Raw genomic sequence first — 18,460 nt, 5'->3', positions numbered from 1 at the left:
TGACATAGTCGAACCATGCGCGCCGAACGGCTCCTCCGACTGCTGCTGCACCTGCAGACCCGCGGTCAGTCGACCGTGGACCAGCTCGCGCATTCTTTGGAAGTCTCGCCACGGACCGTGCAGCGCGACCTCGACGCACTCAGCCTGGCCGGCGTTCCCGTCTACTCGATCCGCGGCCGCGGTGGTGGGTGGGCGCTGCTCCCCGACTACCGGAGCCGGCTCACCGGGCTCACGCCGTCCGAGGTGATGTCGGTCTTCGTCGGTGCGACGGCCCATGTGCTGGCCGATCTGGGTCTCGACGCGTCGAGCGATCAGGCCGTGTCGAAGCTGATCGCCTCGTTGCCCGAGGCGACGCGACGGGAGGCCGAGTTCGCCCGCCAGCGGCTGCTGATCGATCACGCCGGCTGGGACGACCGGCGCGAGGTGCCGCGCTGGCTCGACCTGTGCCGCGAGGCGGTCTGGGAGGAACGCCGGATCACGATCACGTACGCCGACCGGACCGACCCCTTCACCGTTGCGCCGCTCGGCCTCGTCGCCAAGGCCCGCACCTGGTACCTCGTCGCGGCCCGCTCCGACGGCCGCCTCCGCACCTACCGCCTCGGCCGGCTCACCTCGGCAACCCTCACCGACAGCACCTTCACGCGACCACCCGACTTCGACCTCGCCCACTACTGGGCCGACTCCCAACGCGAGTTCCGCGCCACCCGTCCGTCGTACCCGATCGTCCTCCGCGTCCGCGACCACGCCATCCGCCGCTTCCGCCCGACGGCCCCCATGCTCCCGACCGCCGAGACCGGTTGGTGGATCGTCCACGCAGACCTCGAAAACCCCCACGAAGCCTGCGCAGCAGTCCTCGCCCAAGCCGGCGACGCCCAAGTCCTAGCCCCACCAGAACTCGCCGACCAGGTCCGCGACGCCTCGCACGCCATCTCCGTCTTGCACACTCCAGCTACCGCGAGACGTACTCGCCCAACTGTCCATGGCGACAACTAGCTTCAACAAACATGAGCGCCCCATGGACCACGGCCTTGGCCACCGTCGCCCAACAGCTGAACGGTGGCCGCATCGAGTGGATGCTCGTCGGCAGCGCAGCCACCGCCCTCCGCGGTGCTGCGATCATTGCGGGTGACATCGACATCGCCATCCGCACAGCCGGGGACGTCACCCGGGCGGCAGCCCTGCTACTGACACCCGCCGCGCCGCAGCTTGATGAACCGCCTGACTGGATCAGCACAGCAGCAGAGCCCACGCTCCACTTCGGTGACGCCGGCGAACGGTGGACCTTCGGGCGCTGGATCGTCGACGGCGTCAAAGTCGAATTGGCACACATCGACGCGCCCTCCGCCGCCGAGTTGATGATCGAGACCCGCGCACCGATGGTGTGGCGAGTGCGCGAAACTCTGAACTGCCACGGACACCCCGTCCCGACCGTTCCCATCGAGGTGCAACTCGCCACGATGATCGCCCGGCACCAGGACGCCCGAATCGCTGCAACCCTCGCCGCCCTCGACGGGACTCCGCTCAACCTGCCGCTCCTACGCCGAGCAATCTCAGACAAGCGATCAGAAGCCCCCGACCTGACAGTCCCCGAATCGCTCCAGCATCTTCTCGCCCAGGACCAACCCGCCACCGACTGAGCGAAACCCGACGCCGCGCCCACGCTGAAGCGCAACGCCGGCATCCCCAGCGGTTTGTCCGACGTCGAAGGGGAACCTCACTACGTCGCGTCGGTCGGTCACCCTCGGCGGACAGGGTCACCCCGGCTCAAGTAGGCGAGATGGCCTGGCTCACCTGAAGTGCCCCGCCCCGGCCGACGAAGGGATGCTCGCGCAGTAACTCGGCCGCGGCAGCCAGGTCGTCCGCCTCGAGGATCGAGTAGCCCGCGGCCGGGCCCTCGGCGACACCGTCCTTTGCGACGCCCTCGCTCGTCACCACAGCAGAACTGCCGAGCGGCGCACCGGGATCGACAAGGGCGGAACCGACCTGGTTGACCCACGTCATGAACGCGGCCATCGCCTGCTGCTGCTCCTCCGCGTTAGGAGGGGCACCGGCACCGTGGTAGGTCACAAGGAATCTCGTCATGACAACGACGCTACGGGCGTGCACAGGTGATCTGAATGTCCTGTAGGACAAGCAACATGTCCGATCGTCCATGCCTTGTCCTACGCTTGCGCTGTGAGCCGTATCAGCCCTCTGTCGGACGACCTTGCCGAGGTACTCAAGGCCATCAACGTCCGCAGCACGATCCTGTGTCGCTCGCACTTCACCGCGCCGTGGGGATTCCGCGTCGACGGCTCGGATCTCGCCAAATTCCACATCGTGCTCGACGGCGCCGCGTGGCTGGACCTGGACAGTCCGGCCGAGTCTCATCGACTCGAGGCAGGCGCCATCGTCGTACTTCCGCGCGGCACCAGTCACGTCGTACGCGATGGCCCGCGCACTCCGGTGCGCCTCCTCGAAGCGATCCTCACGGATCACCCACCCGACTCTGCGGGACGCCTGACGTACGGCGGCGACGGCGCGACCACGACCGTGCTGTGCGGTGCGTTCGAGGGTGCCCTCCTGCCGGACGACATGACCGACCTCCTGCCGCGGGTTCTCGTGCTCGACCAGGACGGAAACAGCCGGGTGACCCGCTGGCTGCAGCCGATCGCCGACCTCTTGGCCTCGGACAGCACCGCCCCGGGCGACGCCGCGGTTCTGGCGAAGGTTGCCGACGTGTTCCTCACCGAGTTCCTCCGCCAGTACCTGGCGCAGCAGGAGGCCGCTCTGGTGCAGCTGCCGACCCAGGAGGGCGGGGGCGCACCGATCGCTGCCGCTCTGCGACTTATGCGACGCGATCCTCGGGCGCGATGGACGGTCGAGGGCCTCGCGCGACAGGTCGGCATGTCCCGTACGGCGTTCGCCGTACAGTTCCGCGACTCCGTCGGTGAGCCGCCTCTCAGCCATCTGACGCGCGTCCGGCTCAGTCAGGGCGCCGGCTACCTGGCGACGACCTCGCGCACCATCGACGCCATCGCGAGGGACGTCGGCTACGACAACGAGTCGTCGTTCTCAAAGGCCTTCAAGCGGATCTACGGCTGCTCCCCCGGCACCTTCCGCACCGAATGGTCCGCTTGACGGGTCAGACGTCGCCGTCCCCAACGCTTCCCCCGATGGGGTTAGACGTTGAAGCGGAACTCCACCACGTCGCCGTCTTGCATGATGTAGTCCTTGCCTTCCATGCGGACTTTGCCGGCGGAGCGGGCGGCGGTCATGGAGCCGGCGTCCATCAGGTCGGTGTACGAGACGATCTCGGCCTTGATGAAGCCGCGCTGGAAGTCGGTGTGGATGACGCCGGCGGCTTCGGGGGCGGTGGCGCCGCGCTTGATCGTCCAGGCGCGGGATTCCTTCGGACCGGCGGTGAGGTAGGTCTGCAGGCCGAGGGTGTCGAAGCCGACCCGGGCCAGTACGTCGAGGCCGGGCTCGTCGATGCCCATCTCGGCGAGCATCTCGCGCGCCTCGTCCTCGTCGCCGAGCTCGACCAGCTCCGCCTCGAACTTCGCGTCCAGGAAGATCGCCTCGGCCGGCGCGACCAGATCCCGCATCTGCTGCTTGAGCGGCTCGTCGGTGAGCTCGTCGGCGTCGCAGTTGAAGACGAACAGGTACGGCTTGGCCGTCATCAGCATGAGTTCGCGGATCGCGTCGCGGTCCACGTCGGTCGCGATGATCGGCGTACCGGCCTCGAGGTGCTTCTGCGCGGCCCGGACCGCCTCGAGGACGACGGCGCTCTCCTTCTTCAGCCGGGCTTCCTTCTCCAGCCGCGGGACCGCCTTCTCGACGGTCTGCAGGTCGGCCAGGATCAGCTCGGTCTGGATCGTGGAGATGTCGTCGGCCGGCGAGACCTTGCCGTCGACGTGGGTCACGTCGTCGTCGCGGAACACCCGGGTGACCTGGCAGATCGCGTCCGACTCGCGGATGTGGCTGAGGAACTTGTTGCCCAGCCCCTCCCCCTCGGACGCGCCGCGGACGATCCCGGCGATGTCGACGAACTGCACGGTGGCAGGGATCACCTTCGCGGAGTTGTAGAGCTCGGCCAGCTTGCCCAGCCGTGCGTCCGGTACGCCGACCACACCGACATTCGGCTCGATGGTCGCGAACGGGTAGTTCGCGGCGAGCACATTGTTCTTGGTCAGCGCGTTGAACAGGGTGGACTTGCCCGCGTTGGGGAGCCCGACGATTCCAATGGTGAGTGCCACGGGCGTCAAGGTTACGCGGCCGGGGCCCTCGCACCCCAATTCAGGCGCTTTCAGAGCAGGAAGGCCTCCAGCTCGGCGCCGTACCAGCGGTTGGTGCGGCCGATCGAGCGCATGCCGAGGCGGCGGCAGACGGCGAGCGAGGCGGCGTTGTCCGGGCGGACCACCGCGTAGATCTCGCCGAGCCCGGCCTTGAAGCCGTGCGCGATCGCGCCGCGCGCCGCCTCCGTCGCCAAGCCCCGGCCCCACGCGTCCGGGTGGAAGTGCCAGCCGACTTCGATCTCGCCCTTGCTCGCGGTCCCGTCGGACGGCTGGGGCAGTGGCACGAGGAGGACAGTCCCCGCGACCGTGCCCGTCGACCGTTCCTCGACGGCCCAGACGCCGTACGTCGGGTCCTGGTTGCGCGCGTTCCAGCGTTCGATCACCTTGGCTGCGGCGCCGCGGTCGGCCATCACCCGCGGCTCGGCGCCGAGCCAGCGCGACACCTCCCAGCGGCGGTAGATGTCGAACACCCGGTCCTCGTCGGTGTCCACCCAGTCGCGCACGACGAGCCGGTCTGTCTCGTAAACCACCTTGGGATCCATCGCGGCACCTCCCCATCGCTTGCCGAATCATCTATCCGTCCCAACCAGTCGAGGGCAAGCGACGTCTCCACTCTGTGACCAGTTGGAAGATCACCGGCCGAGTCCGCTCACGCTTCGTGTTCGGTTGCCTCCAATTCCTGCGGTTCGGGTGGCTCGAACTGGTGTCGTGCCTGTTCCCGGCGTGCCTGTTCGCCGGCCTCGCGATCTCGAAGTACGTCGATCTGCCGATCGCCAGGTACGACGCTCTGCTGGTCTACTGCCTTGGTCTGACACTCCTCTTCTGGTTGGTCGGGCTGGAGACATGGCGGGAGGTCGCGGTGATCTTCGCGTTCCACCTGATCGGGCTCGGGTTGGAACTGTTCAAGGTGCAGATCGGGTCATGGCAGTACCCGGGCGACGCGGTCACCAAGATCGCCGGGGTGCCGCTGTTCGCCGGCTTCATGTACGCCGCGGTCGGCAGCTACCTCTGTCAGGCCTGGCGACGGTTCGACCTGCGGGTGAGTGGCTACCGCCCGGTGCTGACCACGATCCTCGCCGTGCTGATCTACACGAACTTCTTCACCCACCACTGGCTGCCCGACCTGCGCATCCCGATCGCACTCGGCCTGCTGATCGCACTCCGCCGTACCTGGGTCTTCTACACGGTCGGCGTACGGCGTCATCGCATGCCGCTCGCGGTGGCGTTCGGACTGATCGGGTTCTTCCTGTGGATCGCGGAGAACTTCGGCACCTTCCTGGACGCGTGGAACTACCCCGACCAGATCAACGTCTGGCACCTCGTCCACCCGGCCAAGTTCGGTGCGTGGGCGTTGCTGGTCAGCATGAGCTTCGTCCTGGTCGCCAGCATCAAGTCCCTCGAAGGCCGCCTCTACCACCGCGGCACCCCCGCAACTGTCGCGACCCCGCAGGCCACCACCATCACACCCGCCGACCTCGGCGCGGCGGAAAGCCCGACGGGAAGCCCGGCGGAGAGCGCGGCAGGAAGTGCGACAGGGAGCCGAGCGGAGAGCGCTGCAAATACAACGGCAGGGCGGGCGGCGGAGAGCACTGCAGAGGCCAGGGCAGGGCGCGTGGAGGTGAGCCCGGCGGAGACTGCCGCGGTCGCTGAGACCTCACCGCAACATGACGGCGCCAACCGGAGCGGACAGTAGGGCGTCTCCTTCCATGTGAGGCTCCTGAGCGGGAGCGACTGGGGAACATCCGCCCGATCTGCAAGGGAGCATCATGTCCCGAAAGTTCGCCGCGTTCGTCGCGACCGGGGTGGCGCTGGCCGTCGTCGTCGGATCGTTGCTGGTCCTGGCACTCGGCCATTCGCGGCCGCCGAAGCCGGCCGCCGCGACCACGCAGACGTCGCCCACCACCCCGTCCGCGACACCGACCGAGACCCCCAGCGTCAACGCTCCACCGTCGACGCCGCACCGGCCCGCCCCGAACCCGACCGCAGCGCTTGCCACAGGCAATAAAAAGGTCCTGTTCCTGAGCTTCGACGACGGTCCGGACCCACTGTGGACACCGAAGGTCCTCCAGACGCTGGCGAAGCACGGCGCCCACGCGACCTTCTTCGAGCTCGGCGGTATGCAGGCCGCGCACCCGGGTCTGCGCGAGCGGGTGCTTGCCGCCGGCAACACGATCGGCAGCCACTCGATCACGCACCCGCAGCTGACCGCGATCTCGCCGGCCAGGCGGCACCACGAGATCTTCGACGGACCGCGGTCGACCTGCTTCCGCCCGCCGTATGGCGCCTCGAACCCGAAGGTCCGCGCCGACATCAAGGCCGCCGGCATGGTCCAGGTCCTCTGGGACGTCGATCCCCGCGACTGGGCCCGCCCCGGCACCCAGGCGATCGTGCACAACATCCTGACTCACGTGCACAACCACAACATCATCCTCCTTCACGACGGCGGCGGGGACCGCTCGGAAACGGTCGCCGCCCTGGACAGGGTCCTGCCCCTCCTCAAAGCCCAGGGCTACTCGTTCCCAGCCATGGACTGCTGACCTTCAGCCTGCCGACCAAACCCGGTCCACACCCGGCACCGAGGCGGCCTGGACGGATCCAGGTGAACCTGTCGCGGCGGTTGCCGTCGGCTCCATCTACTTCGAGGCTTCCTTTCTCTGCTGTTCGACGAACCAACTCGCCAGTGCGGCTGTCACCGTGCCAACTAGAGCGATGCCGCCGAGCATCAGAGCTACGCCCACGATCCGGCCCTCGCCGGTGGTGGGGAAGCGGTCGCCGTAGCCGACTGTCGTCACCGTGGCGGCAGCCCACCAGAGCGCATCACCAAACGAGGTGATGTTGGCTTCGGGGCTACCCCGCTCCGCATCGAGCACGGCCAACGAGGCCACGAACCCGAGCAGGACCGCGCCGGCGACCACGTACGTCGTCGCCCGACCGCGCAGCGACATCCCGGCATGCTGCATCCTCGCCAGCACCGGAAGCAGCCGGACAAGACGCATCGGTCGCAGCAACGGCAGCACGATCACCGCCACGTCGACCAGGTTGCCCCGGACGAATCGCCGCCGATCCTCCGCCAGACTCAGCCGGATGAAGTAGTCGGCGCCGAACAACGCCCACACGGCCCAGCTCGCGACCTCGCAGGCCCGCAACCAGACGGGCGACAGGTCGGGGTGGAGGATCGGCACGGCGTACACGGCCAGAAAGGCAACGGCCGCGCAGTCCAGAAGCCAACCCGTGCGCCGTTCATAGCTGCCAGTCGTGCCGGGTCGCCGTCGGCTGGACGGCGGGCTGAAGCCGACAAACTCAGACATGCCGGAGCCGCCTGCCGCAGTGCTTGCACGTCCATATGGTCGCCTGTTCCTCGGCCGTCGCCTCCCGCCAGCCCTGCGGGTAATCCGGCCCGCCCGCCGAGTGCTCGCAGTGGCGCAGATGCAGCCGCCTGGACAGGTGGTGGCGCTCCACGACCAGCCAGACCGGCCTTGCTGTCGTTGGGTGGTGCGATGATCGGGGCACGCGGTGACCCCTTCCAGTTAGGTGGTTGCCAGCCCTCGGTGCCGAGTTGGCCGCTCGGCCGGAGGACGCTTGCATTCCGCAAGCTACGCCCGCCGCGCAGCCGCTGGGAACGGCGACGGCCCCGCTGTGAAGCCGTCCGTTTCCCTTGTGGAACCGGTGCTGGCTCCCGCCTGCGGTCCTAGTTCGATCCAGGCTGTGAGGCACTCGAGCGCGACTCGCGTGGCGTCGAATCCGGGTCCGGCTCAACCATTCTCGGGATGCGGTGTGTATCTACGGGAAATCGCCAGAACTGTCGGTGGCGCTCTGTAGCGTCAGTAGGCACTGGTTAGTGCTGATGAAAGGTGGCACCCCTTGCAAGGTACGACGGTGTTGTTGGTGCTGCTGTTTCTTGTGGTGGGGTTGCTGCTTGGGGCGGTGTTCGGGGTGCTCTGGGCGCGGGGGCGTGACGGGGCTCAGCTGGCTCGCGTGACGGCTGAGCGGGATGCGGCCGAGGATCGGGTGGTGGAGTTGACCGGCGAGCGGACCGCGGTCGGACAGCAGATGTCCGGGCAGGCGGTGGTGAAGGACGCGCTGGATCGTCTGCACGCACAGCTGAATCAGCTCGAGCAAGGTCGAGCGGCCTGGCAGAGCCAACTCCATCAACAGGTCAACGAAGTGCGGATCAGCGGCGAGGCGCTGCGGCGCGAGACGGCGTCGTTGTCGACCGCGCTGCGCAAGCCTCAGGTGCGCGGGCGTTGGGGTGAGCTGCATCTGCGCCGGACTGTCGAGCTGGCCGGGATGGTGGCGCACTGCGACTTCACCGAGCAGACGACGACGGTCGGCGAGGACGGGCTGCTGCGGCCGGACCTCGTCGTGAGACTTGCCGAGGGCAAGAATCTCGTCGTCGACTCGAAGGTGCCGCTGGCAGCATTCCTGGAGGCGACCGAGTCGGACGACGCCGACTTCCGCGAGGACCGATTGCGGGCCCACGCCCGGCATCTGCGGATCCACGTCGATCAACTGTCGGCGAAGGCGTACTGGACGAGACTGTCGCCGTCACCGGAGTTCGTCATCCTGTTCGTGCCGGGCGAGTCGTTCCTGTCCGCCGCGCTCGACGTCGAGCCGTCCTTGCTCGAGTACGCCGCTGAGCGCCGGGTGATCCTGGCGACGCCGACGACGCTCATCGCTACCCTGCGGGCGGCGGCGTACGCGTGGAACCAGTCGGCGCTGACCGAGTCCGCCCAGCAGGTCTTCGAGCTCGGCCGCGAGCTGTACGAACGTCTCGGCACCATGGGCGATCACCTCGGCCGGGTCGGTCGCTCGCTGACCGCCGCTGTCGAGGCGTACAACGGCACCGTCGGCTCGTTCGAGCGACGGGTCTTCATCACCGCCCGCAAACTCCGCGACCTCCACGTGACCGAAGCCGAACTCACCGCGATGGAATCCATCGAAGCCTCCGTCCGCCCACTCACCGCGCCCGAGTTCGTCGCCGTGGACGACCCTCACTCCACCAGACGCTGGCCCCCGACCCAGACCGGCTGACCGACGGCGAGCAGCCGGCTGAGAGAGCGGGCGACGGTTGAGGGAGCACGGGCGGTTGAGGCAGCGCGGGCGGTTGAGGCAGCGCGGGCGGTTGAGGCAGCGCGGGCGGTTGAGGCAGCGCGGGCGGTTGAGGCAGCGCGGGCGGTTGAGGCAGCGCGGGCGGTTGAGGGAGCGCGGGCGGTTGAGGGAGCGCGGGCTGAGACAGAAAAGGCAGGGCTCGGCATTCCGGGAGTCGACTGTCCGGAACCGGCGATAGCGTGCTCCGCATGGACACCAAGCCTCTCGAGGAACCACCAATCGCCGGCACCGAAGTCGACACTCTGCTCGGTGCGCTCGAGCGCAACCGCCGTACGTTCGCCTGGAAGTGTGGTGGTCTCGACGCGGCCGGTCTCACCAGGCAGCACCCGCCGTCGACCGTGACACTGGGCGGCCTGCTCAAGCACCTGGCGCTCGTGGAGGACGACTACTTCACCGGGCGACTGCACGACCGTGAGCTCGGTGCGCCGTGGGACGCCGTCGACTGGGACGCGAACCCCGACTGGGACTGGGAAAGCGCAGCGGACGACTCCCCCGACCAGCTCATGGCGCTCTGGCAAGCGTCCGTCGAGCGCTCGCGTCATGCAGTCGCCGAAGCGCTGACCACCCGCGGCGTGGATCAGCTCGCCAAGCGCGTCTCGCGGGACGGGCGGGCACCGAGCCTGCGCTTCATCCTGGTCGACATGATCGAGGAGTACGCGCGGCATACCGGCCACGCCGACCTCATCCGCGAGTCGATCGACGGCCTCGTCGGCGAGGGCGCTCCACGCGGAGACGCGCCGGCCTGACCAGCGCTGCACGCACCCCACCCCTGTCGGAAAGCCGACAGGGGTGGGGTGTTGACAGTGGGGGGTCGGGTTGCGGAACGATGAGAGCGCTCTCTCGGTCGTTCGGCGGTCTACCGTCCCTCGCCGTTCGGACCTGAGCGCCGGTTCGGATCCTGCTGCCGCCTGGTGGTGTGGCAGGTAGGCCGGCGCGTCGCCTTCTCGTACGGGACTGACCTGAGGAGGAACTGTGCGGACCAGAATTCGCATCCTGGCGATCGTCGCGGCTGCGGCGAGTGTCGCCGGCGTCATCACCGCAAGCGTCGACCGGTCGGCAGAGGCGGCTGTGCCGGCAACCATTCCCTTGCAGATCACCAACAACTCCGGCCGTGGAGACGCGGTCTACATCTACAACCTGGGCACCAACCTGGCCACCGGACAGCAAGGGTGGGCCGATGCCGCAGGCAACTTTCACGCCTGGCCGGCCGGCGGCAACCCGCCGACTCCCGCCCCGGATGCGTCCATCGCCGGGCCTGGCAACGGACAGTCGGTCACGATCCGGATGCCGAAGTTCTCCGGCCGCGTGTACTTCTCGTACGGACAGAAGCTGGTCTTCAAGCTGACCACAGGCGGCTTGGTCCAACCCGCCGTACAGAATCCGAGCGATCCGAACCGCAACATCCTGTTCAACTGGTCGGAGTACACGCTCAACGACTCGGGGCTGTGGATCAACAGCACTCAGGTCGACATGTTCTCCGCGCCGTACGCCGTCGGAGTGCGGCTCGCGGACGGGAGCACCAAGACCACCGGTCACCTCGTCGCCGGTGGCTACAACAACTTCTACAACGCGCTGCGCGGTCAGCCGGGCGGCTGGGCCAACCTGATCCAGACGGCACCGGATGGTTCGGTACTGCGGGCGCTCTCGCCGACGTACGGCGTGGAGACGGGCGCGCTCCCGGCGAACGTGATGGACGACTACGTGAACCGGGTGTGGACGAAGTACAGCAACGAGACCCTCACGGTCACGCCGTTCGGCGACCAGCCGAACACCAAGTACTTCGGCCGCGTCTCCGGCAACGTCCTGAACTTCACCAACAGCTCGGGCGCCGTCGTCACCTCGTTCCAGAAGCCGGACGCGGCCAGCATCTTCGGCTGCTTCAAGTTGCTCGACGCACCCAACGACCAGGTCCGCGGGCCGATCTCGCGGACCCTGTGCGCCGGCTACAACCGCTCCACCCTGCTCGTGAACCCGAACCAGCCCGACCCGAACAGCAGCAACTTCTACCAGGACACGGTCACCAACCACTACGCGCGCAAGATCCACGCCCAGATGGCCGACGGCAACGCGTACGCGTTCGCCTTCGACGACGTCGGCAACCACGAGTCCCTCGTCCACGACGGCGACCCCCAGCAGGCCAACCTGACCCTCGACCCGTTCGACTGAGGGCTTGACTCCGGACTTGGTTAGTGGCAGCTTACCGTTCGTGGGGACTTACGGATTGCTGGAGGCGGCGGGCCCGGTGCTGGACGCGCTGGGAGATCCGACGCGGCGGGTGATTCTGGAGACTTTGCGGCGGGGCGGGCCCAGTTCGGTCACTGCGTTGGCCGAGCGGGTGCCCGTCAGCAGGCCGGCGATCTCCCAGCATCTGAAGGTGCTGGGAGCCGCCGGGCTGGTCGACCACGAGTCGCGCGGGACGCGGAACATCTACCGCGTCGACCGGGCCGGGCTCGACGAGCTGCGCGAGTGGCTCGACCAGTTCTGGGGTGACGCGCTGGACGCGTACGCCGACCACATCCGGCGGACCGAGATCCGTGCGGACGAACCGCCCACGGCTGGGCGCCGTACCAAGGAGGAGCGGGGATGACTGTGGAGCAGGGGCTTGCGCCGCTGGTGAAGAAGGTTGTTGTGCCAGTGGGTGCGGAGCGGGCGTTCGAGGTGTTCACGGCGGAGATGTCCGCGTGGTGGCCGTTGCCGTCGCACTCGGTCGGGGAGGACCAGGCGCGTGAGGTGCGGCTCGAGGGAGCCGTGGGTGGGCGGATCATCGAGTACGGCGGCGACGGCGAGACCGCAACCTGGGGGACGGTGTCGGACTGGGATCCGCCGAAGTCGGTCAGTTTCACCTGGCACCCGGGCAGCGATCCGCAGCAGGCGGGGCAGGTGACCGTCACGTTCACGCCGGTCGGCGACGACACCGAGGTCGAACTGGTGCACAGCGGCTGGGAGCGGCGTCCCGACGGCGTCCGCGCTCGCACTGGCTACGACACCGGCTGGGACTACGTCCTGGGTCAGTACGTGACCTCCTGGCAGTAGGCCTCGACTTGGTCGCCGTACACGCCTGATAGTTGGCAGATGGCGAACGCTCCCGTTGATGCTCGCGCCCTGGAGGCCTCGCTGCGGCCGCATGGCGAGTCGGTCATGCTGCCGCGCGAGGCGTACACCGATCCCGCCGTACTCGCGTGGGAGCGCCGGCACTTCTTCGCCGGAAGCTGGACGTGTGTCGGCCGAGTCGACGAGTTGTCAGCCGGTACGACGCATCGCCAGGTGACCGTTGGCGACATCGCGGTGGTGGTGACGTTCGGGGATCGGCCGCGCGCGTTCGCCAACACCTGCAGGCATCGCGGGCACGAACTGCTCCAGCGAGACGAGTCCAGCGACCGGCGCGCCGTGGTCTGCCCGTATCACGGCTGGTCGTACGAGCTCGACGGCGCCGTGAAGGCGGCACCCCGGATGGGCGAGGACTTCGACCCCTCGCCGTACAACTTGGTCGAGTTGCCCGCCGAGGCGTGGCACGGCTGGCTGTTCGTGAATGCGACCGGTACGGCGGCGTCGTTCGCCGAGCACCTCGGTGGGATCACGGACCTGGTTGCGCCGTACGCGCCGGAGAGTCTCGTCCTCAAGGCGCGGCACGAGTACGACGTGGCGTCGAACTGGAAGACGATCGCCGAGAACTACCACGAGTGCTACCACTGCCCGCTGATTCACCCGGAGCTGTGCAAGGTCTCGCCGCCGACCTCCGGCGACAACTGGAACCTCCCCGGCGCGTGGATCGGTGGGCTGATGGACCTCCGCCCGGATGCCGAGACGATGTCGCTCGACGGGCGGTCGCACGGGATCCCGTTGCCGGGCGTGGACCCGCGGCGGGTGAACTACCTCGGGCTGTTCCCCAACCTGCTGATCTCGCTGCACCCGGACTACGTGATGACGCACCGCCTCGAGCCGCGCGCGCCGGGACTGACCGCGATCGAGTGCTCGTGGTACTTCCCCGCCGAGGTGACGGATCCGTCGTACGCCGTCGACTTCTGGGACGTCACGAATCGCGAGGACTGGGCCGCCTGCGAGTCGGTCCAGCGCGGCGCGGAGTCGCCGCACTTCCGCCCGGGCCCGCTGGTTCCCGCGGAGGACGCCGTCTACCAGTGGGTGACAATGATCGCCCGCGGATACCTGGGCAAGCCACTCAGCTGAGTCGGAAAGGTCACAACCTCCGCAGCGGCCGGTTGCGACTCAACCTTTTGTCCCCACCCGGTCATCACACTTCTGACCGAGATGGACGAGATGGGGGTTGGGATGGATCCAGGACGCGACCACGAGTTCGCCGAGTTCGTGGACGGGCGGTTCACCGCACTGCAACGGTTCGGGTATCTGCTGACCGGGGAATGGCATCTGGCCGAGGATCTGGTGCAGACCTCGCTCACCAAGGTGTGGTTCCACCGCAACTCGCTGCGCAGCAGCAACGCGCTGGAGAGCTACACCCGGACGGTGATGGTGAACACCAGCACCCAGTGGTGGCGGCGCAAGTGGCGGGGTGAGACGCCGACCGAACAACTGCCCGAGCCGCACGCCCGGGAGCAGTACGGCGCCGTCGACGACCGCGACCTGTTGCTACGGGCACTCGCCGAACTCCCCCGCCGCACCCGCGCGGCGCTGGTGCTGCGGTACTTCGAGGACCTGCCGGAAGCCGAGATCGCCCAGATCATGAGCTGCTCGGTCGGCACCGTGAAGTCCACCGTCTCCCGCGGCCTGGCCAAGCTCCGCGAACACCACCTGCTCGATGCCGTTTCCGCTCCGGCCCAGAAGGAGGGCTGACCTATGACCGACGATCTCAAGGACAAGTTCGAGCGGCTCGTCGCCGATCCGCCGCCGCCGAGCGCGGTGCCGAGCGAGGCCGTGTTCGCGAAGGTCCGGACGGTACGGCGTCGCCGGACCGCCGGCGCGCTCACGCTGGCCGCGGCCGCGGTGGTCGCCGTCGCCGTTGCCGCAGGCAACATGACCGACATCGACAGCAGCCCACCGGTGAGCCACACGCCCAGCGCACCGACCACCATCGTGACCGGCCCGCCGACGACCACCCCGACCACGACCCCGACGCCGGCGAAGACCACGGGGACCTCAGGTGCGACCGGTGCGGTGCACACGCCGAAGAACAACACCCCACCGCCGTCGTCGACGTCGACGAGGACGACGAACACACCGGCCGCGCCGCCGCTCGGCCTGCATGTCAGCCTCAAGCCGACGGTCCAGGGCCTCAACGTGTCCATGAAGGTGACGCTGTCCGGGACCGTGCTGGTGCCGACGGATCTCATCGGCCATCGTCAGCTGTCGACGTCGGACTCCGACTTCGTCAACCTGTTGGGTGGGACGCAGTACTTCTTCGGCGACGGCCAGCAGAGCGGCTCCGACTCGGGGGCGGTGGATTGCCTGAGCGGCACGGATCGAATCACCCGGCAGCAGACGTACAGCCTGCTCAACGCTTCCGCGGTGCCCAACGCCCCCGGCACTTACACGTACGCGAAGGCCGGCACCTACACCTTCAAGTACACGATCCGGTACTGCGGCGCCAAGGGATGGGTGCCGGTGACCAAGACCACCAAGGTGACGGTCAAATAGTCCAGGCGTGGTCGGAGGTGCCGGTCGTGGGGAGGCCGGCGGACTTGAGGTCACTGCGGAGCTCACGAGGCAGGGCGAACGTCAAGCTCTCCTCGGCCGTGGTGACCTCTTGGACGTCGGCGTACCCGCGCTCGGCCAGCCAGCGCAGCACGTCGCGGACCAGGATCTCCGGCACGCTCGCGCCGCTGGTGACGCCGACGGAGTTGACGCCTGTCAGCCAGGACTCGTCGATCTCGTCGGCGTAGTCGACCAGGTACCCGGCCTTGGCGCCGTGCTCGACGGCGACCTCGACCAGGCGCACCGAGTTCGACGAGTTGCGGGAGCCGACGACGATCATCAGGTCGGCGTCGGCGGCCAGCTTCTTGACCGCGGCCTGGCGATTCTGCGTCGCGTAGCAGATGTCGTCACTCGGCGGGTCCTGCAACTTCGGGAACCGCTCGCGCAACCGCCGTACGGTCTCCATCGTCTCGTCGACCGACAACGTGGTCTGGGACAGCCAGACCACCTTCTCGGGGTCGCGGACGGTCACGTTCGGTACGTCGCGCGGCCCGTCGACGAGGTGGATGTGCTCCGGCGCCTCGCCGCTGGTCCCGATGACCTCTTCGTGACCCTCGTGGCCGATCAGCAGGATGTCGTAGTCGGTGGCCGCGAACCGCTTGGCCTCGTGGTGCACCTTCGTCACCAGCGGGCAGGTCGCGTCGATCGTCTTCAGCTGCCGCGCGGCCGCCTCCTGGTGCACCACCGGGGCGACGCCGTGCGCGGAGAAGATCACCGTCTGGCCCTCGGGCACCTCGTCGGTCTCGTCGACGAAGATCGCGCCGCGCGCCTGCAGGGTCTGCACGACGTGCTTGTTGTGCACGATCTCCTTGCGCACGTAGACCGGCGGCCCGTACAGATCGAGCGCCTTCTCCACCGCCACGACCGCCCGGTCCACGCCGGCGCAGTACCCGCGTGGCGCAGCGAGCAGCACCCGCTTGGTCCGCACCGCGGTCGTCGTACCAGGGTCGTCAGGCTGGGCAGTCACGCTCCCCATGGTACGGGCCGCGTGTGCCGCCCCGATCCCCACCTTTGTGAGCAGCGTCACGACGGACGGTGCGTCGAGGAGCCGTCCGCCCTGTCCGGACGGCTCCCCCGTGGGAGGTGTTACCTGTGTTCAAGGATGCGGCCCGAACGCCTTGCCGGCAAAGGATTTTCCGCGCGCCCAGGCGCGGATCACGGCGAAGTCGTCAGGTGTGAGTCCGGTACTCGCGTGAGAGTAGGCGGTTGGCGCCTTGTTAGCCGGGCGGGACGGTCTTGGCCTGGTGGGGGTTCAGCGGGCCGTCGAAGTCGAGGAGGAGGAGTGGGCGCATCACTCAACGTTAGGTGCGCCGCGCGGGGTTTGTCGGTGCGGGGTCGTAGGGTCTGGGGGTGGCTTTGGAGACGTCGCCGGATGCACCCGCGGCCGTTCGCACGATTGCGAACGGGATCGCCAGCTGGATCAACCAGCTCGGCGCCGTGTGGGTCGAGGGGCAGCTGACGGACGTCTCGATCGGGCGCGGTACGACGACGGTGTTCGGGACCCTGCGCGACACGGACGCGGACATCTCGTTGCGGTTCACCTGCAATCGGAGGGTTTTCGAGGCGGTCGATCCGCCGGTGACCGACGGATCGCGCGTGGTCGTGAACGCGAAGCCGAACTTCTTCGCCCGGCGCGGCACGCTCGCGCTCGCGGTCAGCGAGATCCGGCATGTCGGCATCGGTGAACTGCTGGCCCGGATCGAGCGGTTGAAGCAACTTCTCGCGGCCGAAGGGCTGTTCGCGTCGTACCGGAAGCAGAAGCTGCCGTTCCTGCCGCACACGATCGGGCTGATCTGTGGGCGTGACTCGGCGGCGGAGCGTGACGTCCTGGAGAACGCGAAGCGGCGGTGGCCGGCGGTCGCGTTCCGGATCGAGTACGCGTCGGTGCAAGGACCGGCGGCGGCCGGCGAGGTGATGACAGCGCTACGGAAGCTGGACGCGGACGACACCGTCGAGGTGATCGTGATCGCGCGCGGCGGCGGGTCGCTGGAGGATCTGCTGCCGTTTTCCGACGAGGGGCTGATCCGGGCCGTGTCGCAGACGAAGACCCCGGTGGTGAGCGCGATCGGGCACGAGCCGGACTCGCCGCTGCTCGACCTGGTCGCGGACCTGCGGGCGTCCACGCCGACGGACGCGGCGAAGCGGATCGTGCCGGATGTGCGCGAGGAGCTGGACGGCGTACGGCTGCTGCGGGAGCGCGGGCTGCGGGCGATCACTTCATGGCTGGAGCGTGAGACCCATGCGCTGGCGGCTATCCGGAGCCGGCCCGCTCTGGCGGCGCCGGTGACGGATCTGCAACGGCGGTCCGATGAGATCGCGGCGCTGGTCGAGCGGAGCCGGCGGACGCTGACGCACCGCCTGGATCGCGCGAGTGACGACATCACCCACCGGTTGGCGAGCGTACGGGCGCTGTCCCCGAAGGCGACGCTGGAGCGCGGGTACTCCGTGCTGCAGTTGGCCGACGGGAGCGCCGTACGGGAAGTGGCGCAGGTGGCGCCCGGCGACCTGCTGCAGGCGCGGGTCAGTGACGGCCGGTTCGCGGTCGAAGTCAAGTCCGAGGAGGACACGTGAGCGGCGACCGACCGGAGATTTCGTACGAGCAGGCCCGCGAGGAGCTCGTCGAGGTGGTCCGCAAACTCGAGGCCGGTGGCACGTCCCTCGAGGAATCCCTCGCACTGTGGGAGCGCGGCGAGGAGCTGGCGTCCACCTGCCAGCGCTGGCTCGACGGCGCGCGCGAACGGCTCGCCAAGGCCCAGGCCGCCCACGAGGAGAAGCCCAGCTAAGGACCCAGCAGGTTCGTGGCGATGGCCTGAAGACCTGCCTTCGTGCGCTCGAGGTCGAAGCCCTGCGTGCGGAGCGCACTGTGGAGGTCCGCCGCCAGCGGCGCCAGGAAGACATGGGCCGTGTAGTCGGCGTCCAGGTCCGGGCGCGCGGCCTCGATCAGGTGGGACAGGTGGCGGTGCCAGAGGTGGTACGAGCCGATGCGGTAGCGGGCGCCGTCCGATGCGTTCTCGCTGTCCATGAACAGCTCGACATGACGATCGAGTAGGTCCAGGTAGGCGTCGAGGAAGGCCATCACCCGGACGACCGGCGGCGCACCCGGGCCCAGCGGCGGTGGGCCGGTCAGGATTCTGGCCTGCAGTTCCTGCTCGCGCTCGTCGAGCAGCGCGACCGCGAGACCGGCGCGGTCGCCGAAGCGGCGGAAGACCGTGCCTTTGCCGACGCCCGCCGCGGCGGCGATCGCATCGAGCGACACGTTCTTCACGCCCTGCTCGGTGAACAGGCGGTCGGCCGCCTCCAGCACCCGGAGCCGATTGCGCCGAGCATCCGCGCGTTCCGGGCGTGGTTCGCCGACGAGCGGCAGACCCCGTTGTGAAGCGGACTGCGGTCCGGTACTGTCGTTCATAAGA

At 68.5% G+C, this 18,460-nt stretch carries 21 protein-coding genes; 15 read left to right on the top strand and 6 right to left on the bottom strand.

Features of this window, described 5'->3' with window-relative positions:
• Window positions 1-15 precede the first annotated feature (15 nt).
• A complete protein-coding gene (locus OG876_RS22050) occupies window positions 16-993 on the top strand; it encodes a helix-turn-helix transcriptional regulator (protein WP_328526794.1) in 978 nt (325 codons plus the stop codon).
• 35 nt (window positions 994-1,028) lie between these two features.
• The gene (locus tag OG876_RS22045) at window positions 1,029-1,637 is read left to right on the top strand and encodes a hypothetical protein (RefSeq protein WP_328526793.1); all 609 of its coding nucleotides are present in this window, start codon (window positions 1,029-1,031) and stop codon (window positions 1,635-1,637) included.
• Window positions 1,638-1,764: 127 nt separating this feature from the next.
• Here OG876_RS22045 and OG876_RS22040 read toward each other — a convergent pair whose 3' ends face one another.
• Window positions 1,765-2,082, bottom strand: coding sequence for a hypothetical protein (locus OG876_RS22040; protein ID WP_328526792.1), 318 nt, complete (start codon window positions 2,080-2,082; stop codon window positions 1,765-1,767).
• Window positions 2,083-2,175: 93 nt separating this feature from the next.
• Here OG876_RS22040 and OG876_RS22035 point away from each other — a divergent pair, with 93 nt between their 5' ends.
• Window positions 2,176-3,120 carry an AraC family transcriptional regulator gene (locus tag OG876_RS22035; protein ID WP_328526791.1) on the top strand — a complete coding sequence of 315 codons (945 nt, stop codon included), beginning with the start codon at window positions 2,176-2,178 and terminating at the stop codon, window positions 3,118-3,120.
• A gap of 41 nt (window positions 3,121-3,161) precedes the next feature.
• On the opposite strand, the gene ychF is transcribed toward OG876_RS22035, so the two are convergent.
• Together ychF and OG876_RS22025 are read right to left on the bottom strand one after the other, a co-directional pair.
• Window positions 3,162-4,238: a redox-regulated ATPase YchF gene (gene ychF / locus OG876_RS22030; RefSeq protein ID WP_328526790.1), complete on the bottom strand. Its 1,077-nt coding sequence runs from the start codon at window positions 4,236-4,238 to the stop codon at window positions 3,162-3,164.
• A gap of 50 nt (window positions 4,239-4,288) precedes the next feature.
• Window positions 4,289-4,819: a GNAT family N-acetyltransferase gene (locus tag OG876_RS22025; protein WP_328526789.1), complete on the bottom strand. Its 531-nt coding sequence runs from the start codon at window positions 4,817-4,819 to the stop codon at window positions 4,289-4,291.
• Between the two features lie 74 nt (window positions 4,820-4,893).
• On the opposite strand from OG876_RS22025, the gene OG876_RS22020 reads away from it, so the two are divergent.
• Window positions 4,894-5,970 carry a DUF817 domain-containing protein gene (locus tag OG876_RS22020; RefSeq protein WP_328526788.1) on the top strand — a complete coding sequence of 359 codons (1,077 nt, stop codon included), beginning with the start codon at window positions 4,894-4,896 and terminating at the stop codon, window positions 5,968-5,970.
• A gap of 73 nt (window positions 5,971-6,043) precedes the next feature.
• The gene (locus OG876_RS22015) at window positions 6,044-6,814 is read left to right on the top strand and encodes a polysaccharide deacetylase family protein (RefSeq protein ID WP_328526787.1); all 771 of its coding nucleotides are present in this window, start codon (window positions 6,044-6,046) and stop codon (window positions 6,812-6,814) included.
• A 96-nt stretch (window positions 6,815-6,910) separates the two neighbouring features.
• On the opposite strand, the gene OG876_RS22010 is transcribed toward OG876_RS22015, so the two are convergent.
• On the bottom strand, window positions 6,911-7,585 hold the full coding sequence (locus OG876_RS22010) for a potassium channel family protein (RefSeq protein WP_328526786.1): 675 nt from the start codon (window positions 7,583-7,585) through the stop codon (window positions 6,911-6,913).
• Between the two features lie 577 nt (window positions 7,586-8,162).
• Between OG876_RS22010 and OG876_RS22005 the strand changes: the two genes are divergently transcribed.
• The 8 genes from OG876_RS22005 (at window position 8,163) to OG876_RS21970 (ending at window position 14,993) form a co-directional block, all read left to right on the top strand.
• Entirely contained in the window at window positions 8,163-9,308 is a 1,146-nt protein-coding gene (locus OG876_RS22005) for a DNA recombination protein RmuC (protein WP_328526785.1), read from the top strand.
• A gap of 266 nt (window positions 9,309-9,574) precedes the next feature.
• Window positions 9,575-10,132, top strand: coding sequence for a DinB family protein (locus tag OG876_RS22000; RefSeq protein WP_328526784.1), 558 nt, complete (start codon window positions 9,575-9,577; stop codon window positions 10,130-10,132).
• 226 nt (window positions 10,133-10,358) lie between these two features.
• Entirely contained in the window at window positions 10,359-11,552 is a 1,194-nt protein-coding gene (locus OG876_RS21995) for a glycoside hydrolase family 64 protein (RefSeq protein WP_328526783.1), read from the top strand.
• Between the two features lie 40 nt (window positions 11,553-11,592).
• On the top strand, window positions 11,593-11,973 hold the full coding sequence (locus OG876_RS21990; RefSeq protein ID WP_328526782.1) for an ArsR/SmtB family transcription factor: 381 nt from the start codon (window positions 11,593-11,595) through the stop codon (window positions 11,971-11,973).
• A complete protein-coding gene (locus tag OG876_RS21985) occupies window positions 11,970-12,419 on the top strand; it encodes an SRPBCC domain-containing protein (protein WP_328526781.1) in 450 nt (149 codons plus the stop codon). The genes OG876_RS21990 and OG876_RS21985 overlap by 4 nt, the downstream gene beginning before the upstream one ends.
• 39 nt (window positions 12,420-12,458) lie before the next feature.
• The gene (locus OG876_RS21980; protein WP_328526780.1) at window positions 12,459-13,571 is read left to right on the top strand and encodes an aromatic ring-hydroxylating oxygenase subunit alpha; all 1,113 of its coding nucleotides are present in this window, start codon (window positions 12,459-12,461) and stop codon (window positions 13,569-13,571) included.
• A gap of 102 nt (window positions 13,572-13,673) precedes the next feature.
• A complete protein-coding gene (locus tag OG876_RS21975) occupies window positions 13,674-14,192 on the top strand; it encodes a SigE family RNA polymerase sigma factor (RefSeq protein ID WP_328526779.1) in 519 nt (172 codons plus the stop codon).
• Window positions 14,193-14,195: 3 nt separating this feature from the next.
• Entirely contained in the window at window positions 14,196-14,993 is a 798-nt protein-coding gene (locus OG876_RS21970; protein WP_328526778.1) for a hypothetical protein, read from the top strand.
• On the opposite strand, the gene OG876_RS21965 is transcribed toward OG876_RS21970, so the two are convergent.
• A complete protein-coding gene (locus tag OG876_RS21965; RefSeq protein ID WP_328526942.1) occupies window positions 14,986-16,026 on the bottom strand; it encodes a 4-hydroxy-3-methylbut-2-enyl diphosphate reductase in 1,041 nt (346 codons plus the stop codon). The two genes, OG876_RS21970 and OG876_RS21965, sit on opposite strands and share 8 nt — an antisense overlap.
• Window positions 16,027-16,400: 374 nt before the next feature.
• Between OG876_RS21965 and xseA the strand changes: the two genes are divergently transcribed.
• Window positions 16,401-17,621, top strand: a complete 1,221-nt coding sequence (xseA, locus tag OG876_RS21960; RefSeq protein WP_328526777.1) for an exodeoxyribonuclease VII large subunit — start codon at window positions 16,401-16,403, stop codon at window positions 17,619-17,621.
• On the top strand, window positions 17,618-17,833 hold the full coding sequence (locus tag OG876_RS21955; RefSeq protein WP_328526776.1) for an exodeoxyribonuclease VII small subunit: 216 nt from the start codon (window positions 17,618-17,620) through the stop codon (window positions 17,831-17,833). The genes xseA and OG876_RS21955 overlap by 4 nt, the downstream gene beginning before the upstream one ends.
• On the opposite strand, the gene OG876_RS21950 is transcribed toward OG876_RS21955, so the two are convergent.
• The gene (locus OG876_RS21950) at window positions 17,830-18,456 is read right to left on the bottom strand and encodes a TetR/AcrR family transcriptional regulator (protein WP_328526775.1); all 627 of its coding nucleotides are present in this window, start codon (window positions 18,454-18,456) and stop codon (window positions 17,830-17,832) included. The two genes, OG876_RS21955 and OG876_RS21950, sit on opposite strands and share 4 nt — an antisense overlap.
• Window positions 18,457-18,460 lie beyond the last annotated feature (4 nt).

The organism is Kribbella sp. NBC_00359, assembly GCF_036097425.1.
In the GTDB taxonomy this organism is placed as follows: Bacteria; Actinomycetota; Actinomycetes; order Propionibacteriales; family Kribbellaceae; genus Kribbella.
The sequence above is the reverse complement of the archived record's forward strand: the minus strand, read 5'-3'. Positions and strand labels throughout refer to the sequence as shown.